Annotated in this window: 23 protein-coding genes, 17 tRNA genes, 2 rRNA genes and 1 CRISPR repeat array; of the genes, 28 read left to right on the top strand and 14 right to left on the bottom strand. The window is 36.2% G+C overall.

Features of this window, described 5'->3' with window-relative positions; translation table 11 throughout:
- From HF990_RS13245 to HF990_RS13155, 19 genes are all read left to right on the top strand, one after another.
- Positions 1 to 85 (top strand): 23S ribosomal RNA (locus tag HF990_RS13245); the annotation flags it as partial.
- A gap of 122 nt (positions 86 to 207) precedes the next feature.
- Positions 208 to 323, top strand: a 5S ribosomal RNA gene (rrf, locus tag HF990_RS13240).
- Between the two features lie 14 nt (positions 324 to 337).
- Positions 338 to 412: transfer RNA gene (locus tag HF990_RS13235), tRNA-Asn, on the top strand.
- A gap of 8 nt (positions 413 to 420) precedes the next feature.
- Positions 421 to 513, top strand: a tRNA-Ser gene (locus tag HF990_RS13230).
- A gap of 13 nt (positions 514 to 526) precedes the next feature.
- A tRNA-Glu gene (locus tag HF990_RS13225) sits at positions 527 to 601 on the top strand.
- 4 nt (positions 602 to 605) lie between these two features.
- Positions 606 to 681 (top strand) — tRNA-Val (locus HF990_RS13220).
- A gap of 20 nt (positions 682 to 701) precedes the next feature.
- Positions 702 to 778, top strand: a tRNA-Met gene (locus HF990_RS13215).
- 4 nt (positions 779 to 782) lie between these two features.
- Positions 783 to 858 (top strand) — tRNA-Asp (locus HF990_RS13210).
- An 8-nt stretch (positions 859 to 866) separates the two neighbouring features.
- Positions 867 to 942, top strand: a tRNA-Phe gene (locus HF990_RS13205).
- A 7-nt stretch (positions 943 to 949) separates the two neighbouring features.
- Positions 950 to 1025: transfer RNA gene (locus HF990_RS13200), tRNA-Thr, on the top strand.
- Positions 1026 to 1033: 8 nt separating this feature from the next.
- Positions 1034 to 1118: transfer RNA gene (locus tag HF990_RS13195), tRNA-Tyr, on the top strand.
- Positions 1119 to 1122: 4 nt separating this feature from the next.
- A tRNA-Trp gene (locus HF990_RS13190) sits at positions 1123 to 1196 on the top strand.
- A 26-nt stretch (positions 1197 to 1222) separates the two neighbouring features.
- Positions 1223 to 1298, top strand: a tRNA-His gene (locus HF990_RS13185).
- Between the two features lie 26 nt (positions 1299 to 1324).
- Positions 1325 to 1400, top strand: a tRNA-His gene (locus HF990_RS13180).
- Between the two features lie 34 nt (positions 1401 to 1434).
- Positions 1435 to 1509, top strand: a tRNA-Gln gene (locus HF990_RS13175).
- 5 nt (positions 1510 to 1514) lie between these two features.
- A tRNA-Gly gene (locus HF990_RS13170) sits at positions 1515 to 1589 on the top strand.
- Positions 1590 to 1596: 7 nt separating this feature from the next.
- Positions 1597 to 1670 (top strand) — tRNA-Cys (locus HF990_RS13165).
- Positions 1671 to 1720: 50 nt separating this feature from the next.
- Positions 1721 to 1803 (top strand) — tRNA-Leu (locus HF990_RS13160).
- 123 nt (positions 1804 to 1926) lie between these two features.
- Positions 1927 to 2889 carry a tyrosine-type recombinase/integrase gene (locus HF990_RS13155; protein ID WP_168412773.1) on the top strand — a complete coding sequence of 321 codons (963 nt, stop codon included), beginning with the start codon at positions 1927 to 1929 and terminating at the stop codon, positions 2887 to 2889.
- Between the two features lie 27 nt (positions 2890 to 2916).
- Here HF990_RS13155 and HF990_RS13150 read toward each other — a convergent pair whose 3' ends face one another.
- The 4 genes from HF990_RS13150 to HF990_RS13135 form a co-directional block, all read right to left on the bottom strand.
- Positions 2917 to 3426 carry an HNH endonuclease gene (locus HF990_RS13150; protein WP_168412772.1) on the bottom strand — a complete coding sequence of 170 codons (510 nt, stop codon included), beginning with the start codon at positions 3424 to 3426 and terminating at the stop codon, positions 2917 to 2919.
- A 64-nt stretch (positions 3427 to 3490) separates the two neighbouring features.
- A complete protein-coding gene (locus HF990_RS13145; RefSeq protein ID WP_168412771.1) occupies positions 3491 to 4438 on the bottom strand; it encodes a helix-turn-helix domain-containing protein in 948 nt (315 codons plus the stop codon).
- 61 nt (positions 4439 to 4499) lie between these two features.
- Positions 4500 to 4646, bottom strand: coding sequence for a hypothetical protein (locus HF990_RS13140; RefSeq protein ID WP_168412770.1), 147 nt, complete (start codon positions 4644 to 4646; stop codon positions 4500 to 4502).
- Positions 4647 to 5111: 465 nt separating this feature from the next.
- On the bottom strand, positions 5112 to 5669 hold the full coding sequence (locus tag HF990_RS13135) for a recombinase family protein (RefSeq protein ID WP_168412769.1): 558 nt from the start codon (positions 5667 to 5669) through the stop codon (positions 5112 to 5114).
- 225 nt (positions 5670 to 5894) lie between these two features.
- Here HF990_RS13135 and HF990_RS13130 point away from each other — a divergent pair, with 225 nt between their 5' ends.
- Positions 5895 to 6137, top strand: coding sequence for a hypothetical protein (locus HF990_RS13130; protein ID WP_168412768.1), 243 nt, complete (start codon positions 5895 to 5897; stop codon positions 6135 to 6137).
- 13 nt (positions 6138 to 6150) lie between these two features.
- Here the strand turns inward: HF990_RS13130 and HF990_RS13125 are convergent, their stop codons facing one another.
- The 7 genes from HF990_RS13125 to HF990_RS13095 form a co-directional block, all read right to left on the bottom strand.
- A complete protein-coding gene (locus HF990_RS13125; RefSeq protein ID WP_168412767.1) occupies positions 6151 to 6384 on the bottom strand; it encodes a hypothetical protein in 234 nt (77 codons plus the stop codon).
- Positions 6385 to 6490: 106 nt separating this feature from the next.
- Complete coding sequence (locus HF990_RS13120; protein ID WP_168412766.1) at positions 6491 to 6685, bottom strand: hypothetical protein; 195 nt, start codon at positions 6683 to 6685, stop codon at positions 6491 to 6493.
- 2 nt (positions 6686 to 6687) lie between these two features.
- Positions 6688 to 6918: a hypothetical protein gene (locus HF990_RS13115; RefSeq protein WP_168412765.1), complete on the bottom strand. Its 231-nt coding sequence runs from the start codon at positions 6916 to 6918 to the stop codon at positions 6688 to 6690.
- Positions 6918 to 7139, bottom strand: coding sequence for a hypothetical protein (locus HF990_RS13110; RefSeq protein ID WP_168412764.1), 222 nt, complete (start codon positions 7137 to 7139; stop codon positions 6918 to 6920). The genes HF990_RS13115 and HF990_RS13110 overlap by 1 nt, the downstream gene beginning before the upstream one ends.
- A gap of 54 nt (positions 7140 to 7193) precedes the next feature.
- Positions 7194 to 7520: a hypothetical protein gene (locus tag HF990_RS13105; RefSeq protein WP_016839105.1), complete on the bottom strand. Its 327-nt coding sequence runs from the start codon at positions 7518 to 7520 to the stop codon at positions 7194 to 7196.
- Positions 7521 to 7534: 14 nt separating this feature from the next.
- Positions 7535 to 8008: a hypothetical protein gene (locus tag HF990_RS13100; protein WP_016839104.1), complete on the bottom strand. Its 474-nt coding sequence runs from the start codon at positions 8006 to 8008 to the stop codon at positions 7535 to 7537.
- Positions 8001 to 8195, bottom strand: coding sequence for a helix-turn-helix domain-containing protein (locus HF990_RS13095; RefSeq protein ID WP_016839103.1), 195 nt, complete (start codon positions 8193 to 8195; stop codon positions 8001 to 8003). The genes HF990_RS13100 and HF990_RS13095 overlap by 8 nt, the downstream gene beginning before the upstream one ends.
- Positions 8196 to 8550: 355 nt before the next feature.
- Here HF990_RS13095 and HF990_RS13090 point away from each other — a divergent pair.
- The 7 genes from HF990_RS13090 to HF990_RS13060 all read left to right on the top strand — a co-directional run bounded on the left by HF990_RS13090 (position 8551) and on the right by HF990_RS13060 (position 18311).
- Positions 8551 to 8635 (top strand) — tRNA-Leu (locus HF990_RS13090).
- A 495-nt stretch (positions 8636 to 9130) separates the two neighbouring features.
- The gene (locus HF990_RS13085; protein ID WP_016839102.1) at positions 9131 to 9523 is read left to right on the top strand and encodes a MerR family transcriptional regulator; all 393 of its coding nucleotides are present in this window, start codon (positions 9131 to 9133) and stop codon (positions 9521 to 9523) included.
- Complete coding sequence (locus HF990_RS13080; RefSeq protein WP_016839101.1) at positions 9516 to 11021, top strand: class I adenylate-forming enzyme family protein; 1506 nt, start codon at positions 9516 to 9518, stop codon at positions 11019 to 11021. Before HF990_RS13085 ends, HF990_RS13080 begins: the two co-directional genes overlap by 8 nt.
- On the top strand, positions 11018 to 12688 hold the full coding sequence (locus HF990_RS13075; RefSeq protein WP_168412763.1) for an acyl-CoA dehydrogenase family protein: 1671 nt from the start codon (positions 11018 to 11020) through the stop codon (positions 12686 to 12688). The genes HF990_RS13080 and HF990_RS13075 overlap by 4 nt, the downstream gene beginning before the upstream one ends.
- A gap of 167 nt (positions 12689 to 12855) precedes the next feature.
- Positions 12856 to 13368 carry an RNA polymerase sigma factor gene (locus HF990_RS13070; RefSeq protein WP_168412762.1) on the top strand — a complete coding sequence of 171 codons (513 nt, stop codon included), beginning with the start codon at positions 12856 to 12858 and terminating at the stop codon, positions 13366 to 13368.
- Complete coding sequence (locus tag HF990_RS13065; protein WP_168412761.1) at positions 13365 to 14597, top strand: LolA family protein; 1233 nt, start codon at positions 13365 to 13367, stop codon at positions 14595 to 14597. The genes HF990_RS13070 and HF990_RS13065 overlap by 4 nt, the downstream gene beginning before the upstream one ends.
- 795 nt (positions 14598 to 15392) lie before the next feature.
- Positions 15393 to 17350: direct repeats of the CRISPR family, unit length 32 nt; unit sequence GTTGCATCCCGTATAAATAAGGGGATTGAAAC.
- 151 nt (positions 17351 to 17501) lie between these two features.
- A complete protein-coding gene (locus HF990_RS13060; protein ID WP_168412760.1) occupies positions 17502 to 18311 on the top strand; it encodes an MBL fold metallo-hydrolase in 810 nt (269 codons plus the stop codon).
- A 394-nt stretch (positions 18312 to 18705) separates the two neighbouring features.
- On the opposite strand, the gene HF990_RS13055 is transcribed toward HF990_RS13060, so the two are convergent.
- From HF990_RS13055 to HF990_RS13045, 3 genes are read right to left on the bottom strand one after another with little or no spacing between them, the layout of a single operon-like run.
- On the bottom strand, positions 18706 to 19512 hold the full coding sequence (locus tag HF990_RS13055) for an enoyl-CoA hydratase/isomerase family protein (RefSeq protein ID WP_168412759.1): 807 nt from the start codon (positions 19510 to 19512) through the stop codon (positions 18706 to 18708).
- 12 nt (positions 19513 to 19524) lie between these two features.
- Positions 19525 to 20568, bottom strand: coding sequence for an acyl-CoA dehydrogenase family protein (locus HF990_RS13050; RefSeq protein WP_168412758.1), 1044 nt, complete (start codon positions 20566 to 20568; stop codon positions 19525 to 19527).
- A complete protein-coding gene (locus HF990_RS13045) occupies positions 20565 to 21719 on the bottom strand; it encodes an acyl-CoA dehydrogenase family protein (protein ID WP_168412757.1) in 1155 nt (384 codons plus the stop codon). Before HF990_RS13045 ends, HF990_RS13050 begins: the two co-directional genes overlap by 4 nt.
- Positions 21720 to 22094: 375 nt before the next feature.
- On the opposite strand from HF990_RS13045, the gene HF990_RS13040 reads away from it, so the two are divergent.
- A complete protein-coding gene (locus HF990_RS13040) occupies positions 22095 to 22727 on the top strand; it encodes a cupin domain-containing protein (protein ID WP_168412756.1) in 633 nt (210 codons plus the stop codon).
- The last annotated feature ends 134 nt before the right edge of the window (positions 22728 to 22861 follow it).

The following is a 22861-nucleotide window of genomic DNA, read 5'->3' as shown; positions in this document are numbered from 1 at the left end:
AAAGACGATGAGGTAGATAGGTCCGAGGTGGAAGCACGGTGACGTGTGGAGCTGACGGATACTAATCGATCGAGGACTTAACCAATCATTTCAATGTCGTTATCCAGTTTTGAGAGAACAACCTCTCGTTATTAAAAAATATAAAAAATACTTGAAAAAAGTATAGAATATGATATAATAATACTTGTCTTTCGGTAAGGAATAAAGCCTAGTGGCGATAGCAAAGAGGTCACACCCGTTCCCATACCGAACACGGAAGTTAAGCTCTTTAGCGCCGATGGTAGTAGGGGGCTTCCCCCTGTGAGAGTAGGACGTTGCTAGGCTTATATAAAATCATTCCGAAGTAGCTCAGTGGTAGAGCAACCGGCTGTTAACCGGTTGGTCGTAGGTTCGAATCCTACCTTCGGAGCCATTCTTCTTGGAGAGTTGTCCGAGAGGCTGAAGGAGCACGATTGGAAATCGTGTAGACGGGGATAACCTGTCTCAAGGGTTCAAATCCCTTACTCTCCGCCATAATTAAGAGATTGGCCCCTTGGTCAAGTGGTTAAGACACCGCCCTTTCACGGCGGTAACACGGGTTCGAATCCCGTAGGGGTCACCAATTCGGAGGATTAGCTCAGCTGGGAGAGCACCTGCCTTACAAGCAGGGGGTCGGCGGTTCGATCCCGTCATCCTCCACCATAAAAAACAATTAACATTATCGCGGGGTAGAGCAGTCTGGTAGCTCGTCGGGCTCATAACCCGGAGGTCGCAGGTTCAAATCCTGTCCCCGCAACCAAAGTGGTCCCGTGGTGTAGCGGTTAACATGCCTGCCTGTCACGCAGGAGATCGCGGGTTCGAGTCCCGTCGGGACCGCCATAAAAAGTGGGTCGGTAGCTCAGTTGGTAGAGCATTTGACTGAAGATCAAAGTGTCGGCGGTTCGATTCCGTCCCGACCCACCATAAATATGCCGGTGTAGCTCAATTGGCAGAGCAACTGACTTGTAATCAGTAGGTTGAGGGTTCGATTCCTTTCGCCGGCACCATACTTTCCGGAGGGGTAGCGAAGTGGCTAAACGCGACGGACTGTAAATCCGTTCCCTTTGGGTTCGGCGGTTCGAATCCGCCCCCCTCCACCATTACAGGGGCATAGTTTAACGGTAGAATAGAGGTCTCCAAAACCTTTGGTGTGGGTTCGATTCCTACTGCCCCTGCCATTTTTAATTTTCATCAAGATATTTTGGCGACTGTGGCGAAGTGGTTAACGCATCGGATTGTGGATCCGACATACGTGGGTTCGATTCCCATCAGTCGCCCCATACATATTTTAATATGCCTGCTTTTGGCGGCTGTGGCGAAGTGGTTAACGCATCGGATTGTGGATCCGACATACGTGGGTTCGATTCCCATCAGCCGCCCCATAAAATAGAATATAAGTTGTTTATATAATATTATTGGGGTATAGCCAAGTGGTAAGGCAACGGATTTTGATTCCGTCATGCCCAGGTTCGAATCCTGGTACCCCAGCCATTCATGCGGAAGTAGTTCAGTGGTAGAACACCACCTTGCCAAGGTGGGGGTCGCGGGTTCGAACCCCGTCTTCCGCTCCAGTAATTTGGCGGCTTAGCCAAGCGGTAAGGCACGGGTCTGCAACACCCTTATCACCGGTTCGAATCCGGTAGCCGCCTCCAAAAAAATAAATATCGGTTTAACCGATTTATTTTTTTCTCTTTTTTATTATGCCGATGTGGCGGAATTGGCAGACGCGCACGACTCAAAATCGTGTTCCCAAAAGGAGTGTGGGTTCGACTCCCACCATCGGCATTATAAAAGCCTTATATATCAAGCCTTCTACATTGATTGTAGGAGGTTTTTTATTTGCCTGTGCATACGATTTGATAATCAAAAATCGTGCGAAGTGAATCGTACGCATAGGGGGAAATTAAAATGGCAAGAAGAAAAAATTTAAGTATTGATGAGTTAGCAATTCTAAATGATATTGTAGCAGTCAACTACACATTAGATGAATTGGTACAGAAGTTTATTGAGGATTGTGAATTAAGGAATTTACGGTCACATACTATCAAATTTTACAGAAGTGAATTATCAACCTTTCAAAGCCTTCTGAATGAGCAAGAATTAGAACTTTCACCTTCTGATATTACTGGCAACATTATCAAGCAAAACGTCATTCTATACATGAAGGGTAAGGGGATAAAGCCTGTTAGTATCAATACAAGGCTTAGGGCATTAAGAGCCTTTTTTAACTATTTACATAAGCAGAAATTCATAAGAAATAACCCAATGTCTGATATTCAGCTACTAAAAGACAGAAAGCACGTTATAGAAACTTTTGATATTAAACAAATTTCTCAAATGCTAAAGGCTTGTGATGTTCGGACATTTGTTGGTTTTCGTGACTATACAATTATCATGTTACTATTAGAAACAGGCATAAGAGCCAATGAGTTGATAGGTATTCAAGTAACCGATATTATCTGGCATGATAAAGTTATCCGTATTCGTAACGCTAAAGGGCATTATGAAAGGTTTGTACCAATACAAAAGAAAATGATTGAACAATTAAAGAAATACGTTGCTATTAGGGGAACAGTGGATACTGAATACTTGTTTATTACACAAGATGAAACGCCAATGAGCAAAAGACAATTACAAAATAGAATTGCTATTATCGGCAAGAAGGCTAATATAAAAAATGTTCGTTGTTCACCTCATACCTTCCGCCATACCTTTGCAAAACTATCTGTAATGAATGGTGCTAACGCCTTTCAGCTACAAGCAATTCTGGGACATACTACTTTAGAAATGACTAAAGTCTATGTAAATTTATTCAGTAACGAGATAAGTGAAAGCCATGCTAAATTTAGTCCATTGAATAATTTAAAATAATAAAAGACCGTTAAGGGTTATATTGCCCTAACGGTTTCTTTGTCTTTCTAATATGTTCCAGTAAACTATTTCCCCGACCTTCCGCATTTCCTTTGCCTCTTGCAGTTCATTAAACAGACCTAAATACTTTGATTTACCATCAACTTTAATTTGTACTTCCCATTTATTACTTGACTTGTTATATCCAACTCCTGTTACTCCGCTTTTATTGTTCTTCGAAGGTTTTCGGTTTCTTGAATTTACTTTATGAGTGACTATTCTTAGGTTACTTTTCCGATTGTCCAAGCCATTTCCATTCTTATGATCTATGACTTTGTTTCCGTTATAATTCATTATTAATCTATGGATTTTAATAAAAGATTTGCCATTTCTAATTTCTGCATAATGTGTATTACCATCTTTTTTTGCACTCCATGTTCCGCTAAATTCATTGACTTTATCAAAATCATCTTTATCAATCAATATTTCCATTGTTTCGCCCTTGCAATTTGCATATATAACAACATAGTCATTGTAAAATTTATAATTATTTTTCATCAGTTTTTCCTCCATTAGTTCAGAATATAAAATAAAAAAAGATTATATTTATATAAGATGATTATTAAAAAATTGCCATTTCAGATGGTTCTTCCTCTTGTGCCTGTGATTGCTCTAATTCAGAATCATAGGCATTTTTTACTTGATTAAAGACATCATCATTTCCTAAATACTGTAATTTAATTGTTTTTCTATAATGATTTTTAAATTTGCGGTCAAAACTATTAGTATAGTTCTCAATCAACTTTGCTAATGTATTACTATCCGTTTTTGATAAAAGATTATTGATTACCGCCTTATCTTTAGGGAAATTCCCTTTATTGTAGACATTGCCTTTTTTTTCGACCAAGCAAGTAAACCATTCCAATAAATCTGTAACTGTTAGGTCTTGACCTGTACCGACTTTTTCTTTTAATTGTCTATATTTTTCATTTTGTTGTTTTGCATTTAGCTTTCTTTGTTCCTGTTTTAATGCTTCAAAATCAACCCTCTTGACTTTGTAATAGTTGCAAGGGTTATAACCATTACCTTTCTTTATATCAAGTATCCAGCCTGTTTCTTGTAACCTCTCAACGTGTCTATAAATTGATGTACGGTCTTTAAGGCTTATACATTCTGCTAATCTTTCTTGACTGATTTTTACATATCCCCATGAATCAGCTTTAAGACTTACCAATTTGATAAACAGTAGTTTTGCTCTTGAATCTATCTTCTCGGCTAAAAAATCATTATCAATCATGGTAAAATTCCCTGTTAGTTTGTTTGTACCATGTCTAACATCAGTAATTATTTTTCCGTCACGACTAATCAGGCTTTTTTCTTCTAATGCTTTTAAACACTTGGAAATATTATTTATACTGATACCGCTTATTTTTGCTAATTCCATGTTTGTTATTTGTAGCGGAATGTTCTCTCTTTTAACTGATAAAATAGCCATGTAAAGAATAATTTCTTTTGAATCAATAGTTTCCATGAGTTCGAGTAATTTGTTATCTATCTTAGTAAATGCCATTGAATAACCCCCAATAATGAATTACGTTAAACAAAAATGATGAAATAAAAAAAGAGCTAAATCATTTTGGATTTAACCCTTTTTCAATCAAGTGGATAACATACTTAGAAATATTTAACTCTTGTTCATTAGCCAGTTTTTCTATTTTCTGTTTCATCTCTCTTGTTACCCGAATACCTATAAATTCATCTTTTATTTTCTTAGCCATTTTAATTCCCCCTATAATGATTTACTACCCTCATAGTTATTACTCACTATGTTAAACATTTTAGAAGGGGAATTTATAAGTTTTTTGCAAACTCACAAATCTGCAACATGGTCTCACAAATCTGCAACATAGGTAGTCGAAAAACTCACAAATCTGCAACATGAAACTCACAAATCTGCAACTCTATTAATACTATATAATACTCTAATAAATAATAATAATACTGTTATAATGCTAAAGCACTTTGAATCTATGTATAAATACTAAAAGGAAATACTAACAAAGGGGGAAAAAGAAAGCCCAAACTTTCGTTAGTCTGGGCGGTTCTTAGTATCTGGCTTATGTATAATAACTTCATTTTCTTTCCATGTGAATTTATCTGGGTTTAGTGGCTTTTGATTAGCAATCTTTTGTTCTGCCTCACGTTTGATAATATCGCTTAATTTCTCTTTGTTTTTTTTTCCATTAGTTATTCACCTGTTCTTTCAAATAGCGGTAAAGAGTAGGTTTTGAAACTCCAGTCATTTCAGTAATTTCTTTGATACTATATTCTTTTGAATTATATAGTTTTATAGCCTTTTTAATACTTGCATTTTCTTTTTTCGGTCTGCCACCTTTTCTACCTCTTGCCTTTGCACTTGATAACCCTTCTTTTGTACGTTCGCTTATTAAGTCCCTTTCAAATTGGCTAATACTTGCAAAGATGTTGAATACTAATTTTCCAGTTGGTGTTGTCGTATCAATATTTTCTTTTAAGCTAATGAGATTTACCCCTAATTCATTGAAATTCTCCATCAGTTCAATTAGATGTTTCGTACTACGCCCTAATCTGCTTAGACTTTCAATGACAACCGTATCACCTCTACGCAGTTGTTCCATCATCTTGCTTAGTTCTGGACGGTCTTTCCTTGTTCCTGTTACTTTTTCATTAAAGATTTTTTCAACTCCATATTCTTTTAGTTTATCAAGTTGACGGTCAAGGTTCTGGTCAATCGTGCTAACCCTTGCATATCCAAAAATCATTTTATTGCCTCCATTCAGATACCAATATTTGTCTATATAGTATCAAAAAGGGTTATAAAAGTAAATAAAGATACTTTGATTTTAAGACTATTTTTAATACTAAAAATATATCTAAATTGATATGTTCCTTGATAGTCTTAAAAAAGGGTTATAAACGTTCGTTTTTGATACTCCTATTCTATTACACTTGATATAATGAAATTAAAAGATGAAGGGGGAAGTGGAATGTTAAAAGAAAAATATTCACTTAATGCAGAAACATTAAATTTTATAACAGAGTTTGAAAAAACTGTGGAGAGTGGGAAGGTTTACACTACACAAGAATTAGTAGACCTGTTTGAAAAATCTCCATTCAACAAAGAACAATTTGATACATACAAAAAACCTAAGAATAATTCTATATGGTATGCACTTAAAAGAAGTGGAAATTGGACAATGCTAAAAAGGGGAGTTTATCAAAAGAAATAAAAAGGGGAGAGGCTTATTTCCCCTCTGGTATTTCAAAAAGGTTATCATCTAATTTTGACTTTACAAGTATCCGCCAATTTAATACACTACTAAACGGAATTTCAGCAATTCTACGATAGAGGTCTTGAGTTGCGGTATGATAGGGATATTCAACCTTTTTAGTTTTCCATTTATCTTTATTTTGATAATACGGGTCGTTGACCTCTAACCATAAATCAGCCTCATCTTTTTTAATGAATTGTCGCATAGAATTGCCCTCCTTGAATTTGAATAATAATCTAATAGTTTTATTCAAGATAAATAAAAATAGCGGTCAGAAGGGCAAAAGATAAGCCTCTGACCACTTTAATTTATCATTCTGCATTCAAACCCTCACATTCAATAACCTTGTCATAGTTTTGTTTTAATATCCCTCTATAAAAGTTTATTCTTTCTATCAAGTGGGTTCTATGTTCAGCTAAAAGTCCTTTTTCATCATCTGTAAGAGTTGTTTTATTTGGATTATTAATAATTGCCTCTGCCTTATTGATTGCAGTAAAACTAAACATCTTTACACCTCCATATTCATTTGTAGCAATAATTCTTGTTCAAGTTCATCTAACCGAGAAATATCATCATCAGACAAATTATGTTCCTCACCACAAATAACAAGATTTTGAAGTAACCATAACTGACCTAACTTATTACAAAGTTCTTTTTGCTTTTCTGTTAGTTCTGTGCCTTTTTGGTGCTTTAATATATCTTGTGCCTGTTGAATGAGTTTAGAAAGCCTTCTACTCATTATTTACGCCCCATTTCAATTTGTCTTGCTAATTCTTCTGCTTGTGCTAACTCACGTTCTTTGAGTTCTCCCGATATACTTGTCTGGATTTTATACGCAATGTTTGAAAGTATCTCCGCTTTCTTGCGGTCAATCTCATCTTTTTCTACCCTAACCAATAGGGAGGCTAAATACAATCGTACATCTCTACTTGATTGAAAGGTAATCTGTTTCTTTGCCATGATACACCCCTCCCCCTTTCAGTCAATTCAATATAAGAAACAAAAGCAGACCCATTATTTCCTAATGGAATCTGCTATGTTATTTAAGATTGTTTTGTAGTCAGTTATATTATGAATGACCTTATTTCCCTTTACCTCAATTGGTTCTGTTAGTTCTTGGTCAATAAGTTGACCTTCTTCCCAAACTGGCGGTCTAATACCTTTTTTCAGAAAGATATTTACATAGTTTCTTAATGCTTTGATAGTATTAAAGTCATTTGTTTCATATACGCCATTTTTGAATTGTATTCCAGTATTATATTCATGGATATTAGGAGTTTTGTAACCTATATTATCGTGGCGGATAAATAAAAAAGGATTGTCACTATAAAACTTTGCCATAGTATCAATCCCCTTTAATCCATATCTAATTCTTCAAGTTGTTGGCGAATACGTTCCTTCCGTAACTGATTAATTACATCAGCGTTTTCTGTTTCAAATCTCTTTTTTTGTAATAGTAGTTGACCTTGTTTCTTTTTCATTTCAGTTAGCTTAGATAGTGTGTTAGCATATTCATCATTTTGTGAAAGCATGAAATCTAATTTCATAATACTGTTAGATAGGTCACGATTAGCCATATTTAACTGTTCTCTGCCTTTAGCGTTCTTTCGTGCTTGTTCACCTTCACTAATAATTTTAGTCTTTAACTCTGCTTTTTTATCTGCTAAATATTGTTCAGCTTTCGCTATTTCTGTTTCCAATGATTTTATTTCCTTAACTGTTGAAGGATAATCAATTTCATCTGTATTTGTATTAGTTATAGCCTCTGTATAGCCATAGTGTGCATTAAATTTATTTCTTAGCATAGAAAATACTTTTTGATTATTCATTTTCATTACCTCCGTTGTTTAGATTGATAAAATTATAGACCGCTTGGCGTGGAATCATAATTTTCTTTTGCCCTACTCGAAAATGTTCGATTAGTCCACGTTTCAAATACTTATAAACTGTTGTTACATCTAACATAAGAAAATCAGCGACTTGTTTTGGTGTAAGTAATTCTGGCAAGTCATTCATATTTTAACCCTCCCTATATCTTCCTTCACTATATATGTCCACTAATAGAATATTTTTAGCAGTTTTTTCAGCAAATTCTATTAAACTTTTTTAAAATAATTTGTTTATATTGCCCCTACCCCTTCAAAACATAAAAAAGCCTTTCCCCTTATGTTTTACCCTGTGAACAGTGTTACATTGTAACTTACTTTTTTGTAAGTAGGAGAGAGGTGATTATTATTTTCTGAAATTAGATATTGATTTTATTATATAGCTTGGTATAGAATGAGTTCATAAAGTAATTGAATCGTGTGCATAGGTTTTTGATTTACAATCAATTTTAGAAGGTAAGTTGCAGGTAGAATAAGGTTTTTTTGCCAATTGTGGCGGTTTACGGAAGGCGTGTGCGACTCAAAATCGTGTTCCCAAAAGGAGTGTGGGTTCGACTCCCACCATCGGCATTAGGATTCAAGGAAACCTTATATCATCAAACCCTTCAGTAATAATGCTGAAGGGTTTTTTTTCGTTCAAAACATATGGTGTTTTAACCACTTTGAAAATAGAGTGGTTTTTATTTAGGGAAATTGCAGGAATTAAAATACTTTAGGTGCGATTTAACGTGAATGGTTGCAAAAAAGGACATATCTAAACGGTGCCATTACATACCGAGAAACATCAAAATGTACAAGCAATAAATTCTTGAAGGATTTTTTTAGTAAAATGGATGGATTACGATTTTGTGGCGGTGGCTATATGCTACCGCCAATTTATTTAGTTTAACGTGTTGAAAGGCGAATCAATTCCGATAAGGAGAAACAGTCTATCAATTTTCAACTCGATTGTTGCCAATCTAGTAGCTATAATAGATTATAAAATATTCAAAAAATTCATATATCTTATTGAAGTTTACGTTAACGTCAATGTTATAATAAGACAAATTCGAAGAGGTGAGTGGAATGAAAACAATACGAGAAGTTGCAAAGCTATTCAATGTTACGCCTAGGACACTCAGATATTATGAAGAAATTGGATTGCTTTCGCCGACCCGTTCTCATTCAAAATTGCGCACCTTTTCGAAAAAAGAAATTGCAAAATTAAAATTGATCATGAGGGGCAAAAGATATGGCTTTTCACTTGACGAAATAAAGGAGATGATTATGCTCTTTGATCGCGACCGTACTGGTATTCAGCAGCTAGAAAGAACTGTAGAGTATGGTGAACAGAAAATCAAAGAAATTGAAGAAAAGATTCAAGAGTTGACCCAATTGAAAAGAGAGTTAGTGGAGTTGCATGCGACATTTAGCGAAAAATTAGCGAAATTAAAGGGGGAAAATGCTAAAAATGAATAGTTCCATGTTATTAGCAAGAAATGCCCGTAAATATCCAATGAACGAAGCGGTGATTTGTCAAGGCCGACGGGTGACTTATAAAGAATTGGACGAACTCGTTACTCGTTTTAGCCATGCTTTGCTCAATCTTGGTATTAAACAAGAAGATAAAGTCATTATCTTTATGCCAAATGTATTGGAATTTGTCGTTAGTTATTTTGCTATCCAACGAATTGGAGCAATTGTTGTTCCAGTCAATGCAAGATTCACTTTATCGGAAGTAGAATACGTAGCGGAACATGCTCAAGCAAAAGCCATTATTGCCCATGAAGCGATCTTTGCAGCAGTTGAAAACATAGAAAATATCAATCTAAAAATTAAATCAGGGACCAAAAAAGAAGGTTGGCATGATTTTGACGAATTAATTGAAAACGCTACCAATACCCCAATACAATGTCTTTTAAATGAAGATGATTATTCAACTATCCTCTATACATCGGGAACTACGGGAAAACCTAAAGGAGTTTTATTTAGCTATCGAAACATTTTAGCGGTTGCCCACATGATTGCAATTGAAATGGAAGTCAAACCAGAAAGTCGTATGTTGTTAATGATGCCACTAACCCATTCAGCACCACTACATTTATTCCTAATGTCAGCAGTACTTGTTGGAGCAACAAATGTACTCACTCCAACTTTCACGCCAGATTTATTCATCGACACAATCGAAAAAGAAAAAACAACTCACTTTTTTGGAGCACCTGTTGCCTATTTAGTTACAGCTTCTCATCCGAGATTACAAACGGCAGACTTATCATCAATGAAATGGTGGGTTTATGGTGGTGCACCATTATCTGAAAAAGAGGTGCGTTATTTACAAAAAGCATTTAGAACAGACAACTTAACTTGCGTATATGGTCTAACAGAGGCGGGGCCAAGCGGAACGTTGTTATTCGGCCATGAACATAAAGAAAAAGCAGGTAGTATTGGGAAGCGAGCAGCATTTGGAACAGAAATTCGGATAGTGAATGACATGGGAGAAGACGTCCTTGCTGGTGAAATTGGAGAAATCGTATTGTTTGGAGAAGGAAATATGGTCGGCTACTATCGCGATGAAGAAGCAACAAAACAAGCCTTTATCGGTGAATGGTTAAGATCTGGCGATTTAGCACGTGTAGATGAAGATGGCTATATTTGGATTGTTGACCGGAAAAAAGATGTGATTATTTCAGGTGGCGTTAATATTTATCCAAAAGAAATTGAAGATCGAATTTTACAATTTGAGGGAATTCATGAAGTGGCTGTCATCGGTGTGCCACACCCAGAATGGGGAGAAACGGTGAAAGCTGTGTTTGCGGCGAAAAAATCAATTGATATCGAAGAATTAAAGGCGTATTTATCTAGTCATTTGGCGAAATACAAAGTCCCACGTATTTATGAACAAGTAGAAGCTCTCCCTCGAAATGCCTCAGGAAAAATCTTGAAACAACAATTGAAAGTGCAGGCGATTACGGAATGAAAGTATTACAAAACTTGGTTACTGAGAAGGAGACAAACTTTTTTACAAGTGATGAAACTCTACAAAAAATACTAAAGCAAATGCTTGATAAAGACTTCTATGATTATGCAATGCGAGAACTAACAGATTTTGGGTCACTTGTATGCGGTGAAATTGATAAGCGTGCTAAACATACGGATCGAGAAGGAGAACCTCGTCTCATCCGTTACGATAAATATGGAGAAGAAGTATCTGAAATTTGGGTCAATGAAGGATATAGAAAAACAGTTGAACAAACTTACAATACAGGAATTGTAGGTTACGTGCATAAAGAGATTCCACAACTCGGAAGAAAAGGGAACTATGTTTATAGTTTTGCCCAAGGGTATCTTTTATCCCATGCGGAGCCAGGATTTTATTGTCCTGTGACGTTGACATTAGCGACTGCTTATTTGTTAGACCATTATGCAGATGAAGAGTTGAAGGCAAAATTTTTACCACACGTTTGTTCAACTGGGGAAGTAGAGTTATTTGAAGGGGCAACTTTTTTAACGGAGCGACAAGGTGGATCAGATGTTGGAGCAAATATGGTTGAAGCAAGATTTGACGGTACTCATTATCGATTATATGGAGAGAAATATTTTGCATCCAATGCGGGGATGTGTGGAGTGGCAATGGTATTGGCTCGCATGCCAGGTGCTCCAAAAGGTACAAAAGGTCTAACTTTATTTGCTGTTCCTTGGAGGAATGAAGACGGTTCAATCAATAATCTGCGCATCCGTAGGTTGAAAGATAAATTGGGAGTGCGCGCTGTGCCTTCAGGTGAAGTAGAATTTGACGGATCCATAGCTTATGTGGTCGGGGATCCGAAAAAAGGGATCTATTATATGCTTGAGGCATTAAATTTATCAAGAATTTGTAATGCGGTCGCTTCTGTCGGAATCATGAGAAGAGCGTTTCTAGAATCAAAATATTATCTATCAAATCGCGAAGCTTTTGGTCAAAGATTAATAAATTATCCAATGATTCAAGATTCTTTATCAAAAATGGCTGCAAAACTTCATGTTGAAGTAGCAACGACCTTTGACTTGATTCAATTATATGATTTGGTAACGAACGGTAAAGGAACTGAGCGAGATACTATTTTAAATCGATTGAACATTGCAATAATGAAGAAAGAAACTGCTGAACAAGCTGTTCGTTTCGCCCAAGAAGCGATTGAACTTCATGGCGGAAATGGTTATATTGAAGATTTTGTCACGCCAAGATTATTACGTGATGCTCAAGTGTTAACTGTTTGGGAAGGAACGGCAAATATATTAGCCCTAGAAGTAATACGATTATTTAAGAAATATAACGCACATGAGTTATTTATAGAAGAAATAAACAATCGTTTGAAGAAAGTGAAAGAATCCAACTTAAAACAAATTGTTATGGAAAAACTAGAAGAATTAGCGGAAGAATTAGAAACGTTTGTTGCTTTAGATGATGCACTGCAAACATTTGAAGCGAAAGGCATCACACAGAAATTGGCATGGATGTATGAAAGCATAGTAGCTGTTGAATGGGGAAGCCAGTACGGTGAAAAATATGAAAAACTAGCTGAAATCTATTTAGAAGATACGTGGAAGCTTCGAAAATTAGGAGATTCAATGAAAACAGTTTTATATTTTGATGAAGTGATATGAAAGCTTATTTTCATTTAAGGGGCATTGACAAATCTTAATATTAATAAGAGACTTACAAATCCTTATTGGGTCATTCCAATGAGGATTTTTTTGATTGTAACGAAAAGGGATCGCTAATCGTTATTTTTAGTAAAGGATTGATCCTAAGAAAGTAGGTGTAAATTTATATGAATGGAGAAGAATTCAAATCCGTTGAAGATATATGTAAACATACTTGGAAGCCCCTATATCGTTACATTTACTATAAGGTTCAAAATCAGGAAGAAACAGAAGATATAACACAAGAAACTTATGCGAAATCTTTAGGTTACCCGAAATTCAAAGAGATTGAACCGAATAAATGCATCGCTTTTTTTAAAACGGTTGCCTTGAATATCATTAAAGATCGGTGGCGTCAAAACAAATCAAGGGGAACAAATATCGATATTGCATCTATTGCGCCAATTGAAAATGCAGTAGAAGATTTATCGGATATCACAAATGAACAACTATTGATAAAGAGCTCCCTTGAACAATTGAATGAGGATCAAGGAAAAGTAATCGAATTAAGAATTTTAAAAGGTTTTTCAGTTTCTGAAACTGCTAATCTATTAGGAAAATCTGAAGGAAATATTCGAGTTTTACAATATCGAGCATTAAAAAATCTTGCAACGATTATGAAAAAAGGAGGATTATTATGAAAGATAATGAAAAAAAGCTTTCAGATTTTATAGATTGCCTAAACAATGAAAAAAAGCCAGATATGGAAACAGACTCAGAAGAATTAAAAGAATTATTTGATGTGGCAAGAAAAATAAAAAGCTTAAAGGAACCAATCATGCCGAATCATGACTTTCCAAATAAAATTATACAAAATTTAAAGAATGAACAGGTTGCCCCAAGAAAAAGTAGAAAGAAGAAAACTTGGATAGGCGCTCTAGTTAGTATTGCAGCAATTATTCTTATAGCTGTCTTCATGAATTTTGTGAATCCGAGTACAGTTCATATAGTAAACGCAATGGAAAAATCTTTTAAAAAGATTGAAGCTTACCATGGTATTTTAGAAGTAAAGTCAAAGAGTGAGTCAGGAGAAGATCAAGTACAAACGGTAATAGACGTATGGGTTGATCAACATGACAATTATTATTTAGAAGTGTTAGAAGGTTCATATAAAGGACTGAAAACAATCAGTGATGGAGAAAAAGTATGGCAACTTCCAATTGATGAAAATGTCATCAATGTCTTTCCAATTTTTACAGAAACATATGAATTTATTTTTGATTTAAGAAAAGAAATTGAAGATGTGAAAAATGCAAAAGAAATTGAAATAGTGGATGAAGAACAAATTGCTGGAAGAGATACTTATGTTTTAGAAGTGACTCCTAAAGGTGGATTAACTTACACATTGTGGATTGATAAAGAAACGAACCTACCATTGAAAAAAGAAAGTGCTTTGTATAATGCTATTCAATATACGACGATGTATAAGGAGATTTCCATTGAGGATGCTATTCCTGAAAGATTATTGGCAATCGATACTTCAAAAGGATTTAAAGAAGTGGACTTAGCTGGAAATGAATTTGTTGAAATAATAGAAGAAGATGTGGATGAATGGAATCCGGATTTTGTAGTTGAAGTAAATATGGAAATAGAAAAAGCAGAGCAAATTGCAGCGGATTCAGGCAGTTCTCCTTGGAAGCTAGACCCTATATATGTAGCTCAAGTATTTGTTAGTTTGCAAATTTCACCAGAAGGAATTGTCGGAGAATACCCTGTTCAGTATGAGGAACTAGAATTAGTAAAAAATGATGGAGTTCAGGCAGTGATTGAAGTGAATAATAATGTAACTGATATTACAAAAGTGTACTTAGAAAAATTAATTAGACAAGACGAAACAGGTATATGGACAGTAGTGGGATACGATAAATAATAGATGAATGAATCCTTGGAAATAGCTAGACAATGTGTTTCCAAGGATTTTTTATATGGAGATTATACCTTGTGCTAGTGCGGGAAATACTTGCGCATGTGCGGGAAATGACATAACTTGTGTAGATAATATTCTGCTTGTGCGGGAAATATACGATAATGTGTGGGAAATACCTTAACATGTGCAGATTATACCCAGCACGTGCGGGAAATACTTGCGCATGTGTGGGAAATGATATAACTTGTGTAGATAATATTCTGCTTGTGCGGGAAATATACGACCATGTGCGGGAAATACCTTAACATGTGCAGATTATACCCAGCACGTGCGGGAAATACTTGCGCATGTGTGGGAAATGACATAACTTGTGTAGATAATTTTCTGCTCGTGCGGGAAATGCACGAGCATGTGCGGGAATTGATTTAACATGTGCAGATAATATTCTGCTCGTGCGGGAAATACACGAGCATGTGTGGGAAATGATATAACTTGTGCAGATAATATTCTGCTCGTGCGGGAAATACCTTAACATGTGCAGATTATACCCCAACACGTGCGGGAAATACATGATCATGTGTGGGAAATGTCTTAGCATGAAAAGATAATATAATAAATAAAAATTAATTAGTGCTAATGTAAAGCGCACATGAAATTGCAGGGGGATTAGCACCAATTGATATTCCTAATTTTTTAGATATTTTGTATAATAAATTCTAGAAAAAGTCATTGCAATTTTGCACATTAGCACTTTTATACTTTTGAACCCTTGAGAGATAAGGGCTATAAAAGGTTACCGTTGCATCCCGTATAAATAAGGGGATTGAAACACTATTCAATTTTCGAGTATGATGGAGAATATTAGTTGCATCCCGTATAAATAAGGGGATTGAAACCCCTTTCCTTGTTTTTTTCGAACCCAACCTTTAGGTTGCATCCCGTATAAATAAGGGGATTGAAACAGCTTGTTTAATTAACCAATCAATAATCTCGAAGTTGCATCCCGTATAAATAAGGGGATTGAAACTTTTATTGGTAGTGATACCAAGATATCTAATGAAAGTTGCATCCCGTATAAATAAGGGGATTGAAACATGTTTCGGTTGGTTTAAATATGAATAATATGATGGGTTGCATCCCGTATAAATAAGGGGATTGAAACCTTTTACATTTAACAATCTTTCAAGTGGTCTGTCAGTTGCATCCCGTATAAATAAGGGGATTGAAACAATTGAAATTAGACAATGTTCCACACAAAGATCAGTTGCATCCCGTATAAATAAGGGGATTGAAACCCTCGTTAAGAATTTTTAAAATGCATATCCATGAGTTGCATCCCGTATAAATAAGGGGATTGAAACCTTCCAAAGATGGTCTTCATACGTACGTTTTTGAAGTTGCATCCCGTATAAATAAGGGGATTGAAACAATTGACCAATCTCCAGATACATCTCGATACCACGTTGCATCCCGTATAAATAAGGGGATTGAAACACTACCTTCCAGCCGTGTTGGAAGTTCATTTATGTTGCATCCCGTATAAATAAGAGGATTGAAACTGCTCTGCTAACAGCACGTTCCGCTTGGATGTAGTTGCATCCCGTATAAATAAGGGGATTGAAACGTACTGTGTATTAAGCTTTGTTATCCTTTACAAACGTTGCATCCCGTATAAATAAGGGGATTGAAACAAAAATCGGGGTGTAATCATCATTTGTACTAAATGTTGCATCCCGTATAAATAAGGGGATTGAAACTTGGGAAGTTGGGAATATTATCCAGAGCACTCAAAGTTGCATCCCGTATAAATAAGGGGATTGAAACAATGTCCCAATAAATTCTAAGAGTGACCTCATATTGTTGCATCCCGTATAAATAAGGGGATTGAAACGGGAGAAAAAAGAAGATGTATTGTATACTCCGCAAGTTGCATCCCGTATAAATAAGGGGATTGAAACTTGAATTGTAATATCATTGGAAATTGAGTACGTATGTTGCATCCCGTATAAATAAGGGGATTGAAACTACAAATTGGTCAATTCCATACCAATTCCGAAGTCTGTTGCATCCCGTATAAATAAGGGGATTGAAACTTCTAAAGCTTCTTTGTTTTTTTCAATAAAGTCTGTTGCATCCCGTATAAATAAGGGGATTGAAACAACGTAGGTTCGTTTGTAAATCCGTAGAAGAATCGGTTGCATCCCGTATAAATAAGGGGATTGAAACATCGAAAAACTCATTCAGTTTTTCTTGATATACTGTTGCATCCCGTATAAATAAGGGGATTGAAACAATAGGCATCGACCAAGCTTTTTTCTTTCCAGTGTTGCATCCCGTATAAATAAGGGGATTGAAACACTTCAACCACAGCTACAGCATGACCTAATTTTTGTTGCATCCCGTATAAATAAGGGGATTGAAACAGAAAGGGGCTTTACATTTGAGTACTGAAACAGATGTTGCATCCCGTATAAATAAGGGGATTGAAACAATAAACCTTGTTTGATTTCGTCGTTTACAGCAGGGTTGCATCCCGTATAAATAAGGGGATTGAAACACGTACAAAAATACTTTCGATTCCATTGGAAGCAGTTGCATCCCGTATAAATAAGGGGATTGAAACCAGTCGAACAGGTTCCGACTCATCGTCACAATTAAGTTGCATCCCGTATAAGCAAGGGAATTGAAACAGCCTATTAAATAATTGTGATATTTTCCCGATAGGTTACACCCCGTATAAGTAAGGGGATTTAAACATCACTTAATGTTCTATATTAATGTGGAGGATAAGGTTGCACCCCGTAACTGAGGGGATTCAAAAAGTAAAAACTCTTACATGTAAATGAAACACACCTCCTTTGTCGTTTTACAAGGAGGTGTGATTTATCAGTCATTGAGGAGAATAATATGATCCAATATCAAGACAATCATCTCATCGTATTTGAAAGTCAACTTTATAAAACAACATCTACCGTGATTCAGACAGAAGATTGTATGATTGTCGTCGATCCATGTCTGCTGCCTTATGAAGTGGATGAAATTCGTGAGCATGTGGTGAGTATAAAAGGAAATCGACCTGTTTATTTAATTATCACTCATTCCGATTGGGATCACATCGTGGGAGCTGGGGCATTTCCGGAAGCGATTGTTATTGCCAGCGAAGCCTTTCAGTTGAAAAATCCAAATGAAATTCTGGAACAAGTAAAGGCATTTGATGATGAATATTATATCGATCGAAAAACACCGTTAGTTTATCCTAGTGTGGATATTCTTGTGAAGAGTGACGGCGAGCAGCTGAAAATTGGCAATACCACGCTCACTTTTTATGAAGCGAAGGGACATACGGATGATGGCATCTTTGTAATTGTTGAGCCTCTCGGGATTTGGATTGCAGGCGATTATTTATCCGATATAGAATTCCCATTTATTTATTCAAGTTCAACCGACTATATGAAAACATTAGAAAAAACGGAAGCGATTTTATCGAATCACCGTATTAATGTTTTAGTTCCAGGGCATGGCCATGTTGCTCGCAGCACAGAAGAAATTCAAATAAGAAAACATGATAGCTTTCAATATATTAAGAGTCTTAAACAAGCGATTCAGTCCAATACAGAACATAATCATTTAATTGAACCGTATCTTTATAAAAGAGGTTTAATAAAGTGTCATGAAGAGAATATTCGGTTTTTGTTGAAAGAATTGAAAGTTGAATAGATACATTCGATTGATAATATTTATAAAATATAATGAAAAGAAGTTATAAAAATAAAAAATAGCGAATTGAAGAAAACACATCGTTCTTTCAATTTGCTATTTTTAATTTAAGGTAGTCCCGATCAAGTCCTGTTATGGTTGAAAAGGAGATGCTTTTAATAAAATTCAATTATTTTTTTATTCTTTTTGCATTCGCTTTGCCTAACGTTTGTTCCACAATTTTTAGTGTTGTTGTTTTTTGAAGGTAGAAACATTCCGATGAAGTTATATAGACTCTGTTTATAAAAGATTAGGTGCGTCATTTGTGATGTTATCTAAACTTTTATTTCTTATTGTAATGAAGTAATTGAACGATTTTCACTTATACTTACTTTGTGTAATGAATTATCGCAGATTATTTATAGTTAGGTTTACGCTTATTAATAACCGCATCTACGCCTTCTTTAAAATCATCAAGTTCCGTTACGATGGCCATTTGCGAAGAAATGTAATCAAGGGCTGACCGCAAATCCATTTTTTGACTTTGATAAACTGCCCGTTTAATAAAACGGATGGCCGTTTGTGGTCCGCTGGCAAGTTTTTCAGCATATGCACGAGTAAATTCATCAAGTTCATTGTCTTCTACAACAAACGTTACTAATCCCATTTCTTTTGCTTCTTCAGCTGTCACCATTCGAGCTGTCCATAGCATATCCAATGCTTTGTCAATTCCAACAAGTTTCGGTAAATAATATGCACCGCCATCTCCAGGCACAATGGCAACATTTATATAGCTTTCTGACAGCTTTGTTGAGGCAGCTGCAATACGAATATCGCACATTAATGCCATATCTAAACCTGCGCCCATGGCAAAACCGTGTATTTGCGCAATAACGGGTTTATCAATTTCTTCTAACAGCAACGGAATCCTCTGAATTTTCTTCCATAGGGAATTTTTGCGCGCAAGACCTGTGGAAGTTATATCTTCCTTGCTTTTGTAAAACCCTTCTCCCGCATGCATTGCTTTAATATCGCCGCCAGCACAAAAGGCTTTGCCGTTTCCTTTAACTATGACCACTCGAATGGATTCATCATCGCGCACCGTTTCCAATGCTTCTATCCATTTCGTAATCATTTCTTCACTAAAGGCGTTGTAGCTTTCAGGGCGATTTAATGTAATCGTTGCAATATGATTTTCTACTTCAAAGAGTAAGTCAGACATAAAATCTCTCCTTTAGCTGTTTTCTAATGTTTTCGTGAGATATGCCCATAGCTTGTCATCATGATTTAATAAATAATTGGCAATGTGTTCACTCCAGTAATCACTGTTTGGCCCTTCATCACGCCAAGCCCATAGTCGACGTGTATATTGATGGAGTGCATACTCATGGGTCATTCCGATTGCTGCATGCAATTGATGGGATACAGAAGTGACCGTTGCAATGGCATCTTCAAAACGAATGCGGGCATATGCAATTTCATGCAACAAATTCTTTGATTGAATGGCAGCACAAACATTATTGAACGCGGCGATGGCAATGGCCGTTTCCCCAGCTAATTGCACGATTTGGTGTTGCACTAATTGGAAGCGATGGATTGGACGACCAAATTGTTCGCGTTCTTTGGTATATTGCACAGATAATTCATTGATTTTTTCAATGGCACCTGTCATTAAAGCAATTTTAAAAGCTGTTTCAATGGAGCGAGCATAAAAAATTTGTTCCTCCGATAAAACGGGAGATAACTGAGCTTTTGCATCACTCATTGTCACCGTATCGCGCGGCTCACTTGCCATGTTGGTACTAGATTGGATTGTTGCATCAGCTAAATCGATGAGAGCCAGTTGTACTCCTTGATTGCTCTTTACAAAGGCAACTAAATATTTAGCATGCCTTGCCCAAGGAACGTTGTGCAATGTTCCTGAAACTTGGTCATTTTGCAAAATGAATCCTTCTTGAAGAGAATAAGTTGCGATTTTATCAACTGTCGTTAAATTGCTAGTTTCAAGCAGAAAATTGGCTAAGGTTGTTTCGGCAAATGGAATGGGGGCAGCGTATTTTCCTGTTAAGCGGACTAGGTTTAATAGGTCTTCTAAGTCTCCACCAGCACCACCATGTTCTTCTGGAATTGCAACGGAAATTATGCCATTGTCTTGAAATAAGTTCCAAGCATCTTTTGCCCAGTCGCCTTTTTCTAAAATATCTACTACATCTTTTGTGATGTAATCTTTTAACATGCGTTCAGCAACATCTAAAATCATGTCTTTCATTTCGCTCATTTCGCGACAACTCCTTTCGCCACCATGCCATAGAGAATTTCCGTTGTACCGCCGCGGATTGTAAAGCCAGGGGCATGTAAAATGGACTGTGCCATGTAGCGATCAAATTTCCGTTCTGCATCAAGTTTTGGATAGGTTTCAACTAGAAGTCGTGCAATTTCAGGGATACTTTGTTCAAATTTTGTTCCGAATGCTTTTACCAAAGAAGCAGGGATGGCAACATCTTTAGCATCGCCAGACTCTAATAATTTGGCGACCCCAATGGATAAATTACGTAAGCTCCATAGTCGTGAAAGAAGCTTCGTTGCTTGTTTTAAGCCTTCTTTATTACCTTGGCGTTTTAATTCTTGAATCAGTTCATCCAGGAGAAGAAACGTACTTAAAATACGCTCAGGGCCACTTCGTTCAAATGCAAGCTCAGCTAAACCTTGTTCCCATCCGTTACCAATTTGCCCAACAACCATATTGTCTGAGACAAACACATTTTCGAAAAATACTTCATTAAAGTGATGTTCGCCCGTTAAAAACCTTATTGGTACAATTGTTACGCCTTTTGCATGTAAGTCGATAATGAGTTGGCTTAATCCTGCGTGTTTGTTTTTTCCGTCGAATGGACTTGTACGGACAAGGGTCACCATATAATGGCATACGTGGGCATTGCTTGTCCAAATTTTCTGACCATTGACAATCCAACCGCCCTCAACTTTTTCTGCACGCGTGCGAACCGAAGCTAAATCTGAACCGCTATTGGGTTCACTTAAACCAATAGCAAAATAGCATTCACCTCGTGCAATTTTGGGTAAGAAAAATTGTTTTTGCTCTTCAGTGCCATATCGGAGTAGTAAAGGTCCTGTTTGTCGATCTGCGAACCAGTGTGCTGCGACAGGTGCGCCGCTTGCTAAAAACTCTTCTGTTAAAATATAGCGATCAATTGTGCTCCGTTCCTGCCCCCCATATTTTTTTGGCCATGTCATTCCTATCCAGCCTTGTTCACCGATTAGTTTTGAGAATGAAGGATTGACGCCACTTAACCAAGAATCGCATTTTGGTGTAAATGTTCCTCTTTTGATATGTTCGTGCAAAAATCCCCGTACCTCTAGACGAAAAGCTTCCTGCTCCTCTGTAAATTGCACTGTTGGTAATTGAAACATTACATCCTCCTCCAATTTTGCCGTATACCGGTAACTGTTATTGTAATAAAATTCTAATCTTAGATTTCAAGAAGAGTCAATCAAAATATAGAAAATTCGTGCAATATTGTCAGATGTGTTTTGTTAATATCTTTATTGAATATATAAATGGAAATATATCTTAATAGATTTGTAAAAATAGCAAATACTAAATTACAAGAAAAGACTAATCATGATTATATTGTTTTAGATTGTAAAGTATTCCGGGTTCGAAAGGATATAATGCAAAGCCTAATAACATATCCCAAAAAATTAGTTTATTGCCTACGACAAATAACTATTGCTTCATATTATTTAGTTTAGGTGTTTCCATTAATTTGATGAAAGGATGGGGCAATGAATTTTTTCCCTTATCACAACCCTTATGGATATCCTTATTATTTTTATGAATCTCCGTATTATATGAATAGAAATTTAGAATATGTACAACACTATCCTTATTACCATTCAAGCAATTACCAAATGCCGTACAGAAATCCAAATTATAGCGGAAATAATGTAGATTATCAGAGAATGCTACCCTTATTTCCAAATCCTCATGGTTTCTCTCAATTCCCTAGTCAAGATTTGGGTCCTGAACCAGCTACGGTAGATATTGAAAAGGAAACGAAGAATAACAATGCGTATCGTACAGCCTTATGGACAGGTCCGCATTTGCAAGTAACATTGATGAGCATACTTCCTGGAGAAGATATTGGCTTAGAAATTCATCCAGATACTGATCAATTTTTACGAATTGAACAGGGCGAAGGAATTGTGGAGATGGGAAGAACTAAAAATCATTTGAATTATCGAAGAAGAGTCAAAGAAGATTCAGCCATTATGGTACCTGCTGGAACATGGCATAATGTAATAAATACAGGAAATATCCCATTAAAGCTTTATTCGATTTACGCACCGCCACATCACCCACATGGAACGGTTCAAAGAACGAAAGCTGAAGCCATGGCACAGGAAAACCATCAATAAATAGCCAAAGAGCTTGGGACAAAACCCTAGCTAATAAAAAATCGTCACTTATGATTTTTCATGAAGTGACGATTTTTTATGGAAAACGTTGTTCTCCGTTCCGGCCGACGCTTTCCGCGGGCACGGCTCAAGCC

Source organism: Ureibacillus thermosphaericus (assembly GCF_012396605.1).
Taxonomy (GTDB): Bacteria; Bacillota; Bacilli; order Bacillales_A; family Planococcaceae; genus Ureibacillus; species Ureibacillus thermosphaericus.
This window is presented reverse-complemented; position numbering and strand designations above follow the sequence as displayed.

Excerpts from the sequence above, each read along its gene's own strand:
- HF990_RS13080 (WP_016839101.1), top strand. The coding sequence starts at position 9,516 with ATGAATAGTTCCATGTTATTAGCAAGAAATGCCCGTAAATATCCAATG.
- HF990_RS13095 (WP_016839103.1), bottom strand. The coding sequence starts at position 8,195 with ATGAATGACTTGCCAGAATTACTTACACCAAAACAAGTCGCTGATTTT.
- HF990_RS13150 (WP_168412772.1), bottom strand. The coding sequence starts at position 3,426 with ATGAAAAATAATTATAAATTTTACAATGACTATGTTGTTATATATGCA.
- HF990_RS13070 (WP_168412762.1), top strand. The coding sequence starts at position 12,856 with ATGAATGGAGAAGAATTCAAATCCGTTGAAGATATATGTAAACATACT.
- HF990_RS13110 (WP_168412764.1), bottom strand. The coding sequence starts at position 7,139 with ATGGCAAAGAAACAGATTACCTTTCAATCAAGTAGAGATGTACGATTG.
- HF990_RS13040 (WP_168412756.1), top strand. The coding sequence starts at position 22,095 with ATGAATTTTTTCCCTTATCACAACCCTTATGGATATCCTTATTATTTT.
- HF990_RS13120 (WP_168412766.1), bottom strand. The coding sequence starts at position 6,685 with ATGTTTAGTTTTACTGCAATCAATAAGGCAGAGGCAATTATTAATAAT.
- HF990_RS13115 (WP_168412765.1), bottom strand. The coding sequence starts at position 6,918 with ATGAGTAGAAGGCTTTCTAAACTCATTCAACAGGCACAAGATATATTA.
- HF990_RS13105 (WP_016839105.1), bottom strand. The coding sequence starts at position 7,520 with ATGGCAAAGTTTTATAGTGACAATCCTTTTTTATTTATCCGCCACGAT.
- HF990_RS13125 (WP_168412767.1), bottom strand. The coding sequence starts at position 6,384 with ATGCGACAATTCATTAAAAAAGATGAGGCTGATTTATGGTTAGAGGTC.
- HF990_RS13155 (WP_168412773.1), top strand. The coding sequence starts at position 1,927 with ATGGCAAGAAGAAAAAATTTAAGTATTGATGAGTTAGCAATTCTAAAT.
- HF990_RS13045 (WP_168412757.1), bottom strand. The coding sequence starts at position 21,719 with ATGTTTCAATTACCAACAGTGCAATTTACAGAGGAGCAGGAAGCTTTT.
- HF990_RS13085 (WP_016839102.1), top strand. The coding sequence starts at position 9,131 with ATGAAAACAATACGAGAAGTTGCAAAGCTATTCAATGTTACGCCTAGG.
- HF990_RS13145 (WP_168412771.1), bottom strand. The coding sequence starts at position 4,438 with ATGGCATTTACTAAGATAGATAACAAATTACTCGAACTCATGGAAACT.
- HF990_RS13060 (WP_168412760.1), top strand. The coding sequence starts at position 17,502 with ATGATCCAATATCAAGACAATCATCTCATCGTATTTGAAAGTCAACTT.
- HF990_RS13135 (WP_168412769.1), bottom strand. The coding sequence starts at position 5,669 with ATGATTTTTGGATATGCAAGGGTTAGCACGATTGACCAGAACCTTGAC.
- HF990_RS13065 (WP_168412761.1), top strand. The coding sequence starts at position 13,365 with ATGAAAGATAATGAAAAAAAGCTTTCAGATTTTATAGATTGCCTAAAC.
- HF990_RS13100 (WP_016839104.1), bottom strand. The coding sequence starts at position 8,008 with ATGAATAATCAAAAAGTATTTTCTATGCTAAGAAATAAATTTAATGCA.
- HF990_RS13050 (WP_168412758.1), bottom strand. The coding sequence starts at position 20,568 with ATGAGCGAAATGAAAGACATGATTTTAGATGTTGCTGAACGCATGTTA.
- HF990_RS13140 (WP_168412770.1), bottom strand. The coding sequence starts at position 4,646 with ATGGCTAAGAAAATAAAAGATGAATTTATAGGTATTCGGGTAACAAGA.
- HF990_RS13075 (WP_168412763.1), top strand. The coding sequence starts at position 11,018 with ATGAAAGTATTACAAAACTTGGTTACTGAGAAGGAGACAAACTTTTTT.
- HF990_RS13130 (WP_168412768.1), top strand. The coding sequence starts at position 5,895 with ATGTTAAAAGAAAAATATTCACTTAATGCAGAAACATTAAATTTTATA.
- HF990_RS13055 (WP_168412759.1), bottom strand. The coding sequence starts at position 19,512 with ATGTCTGACTTACTCTTTGAAGTAGAAAATCATATTGCAACGATTACA.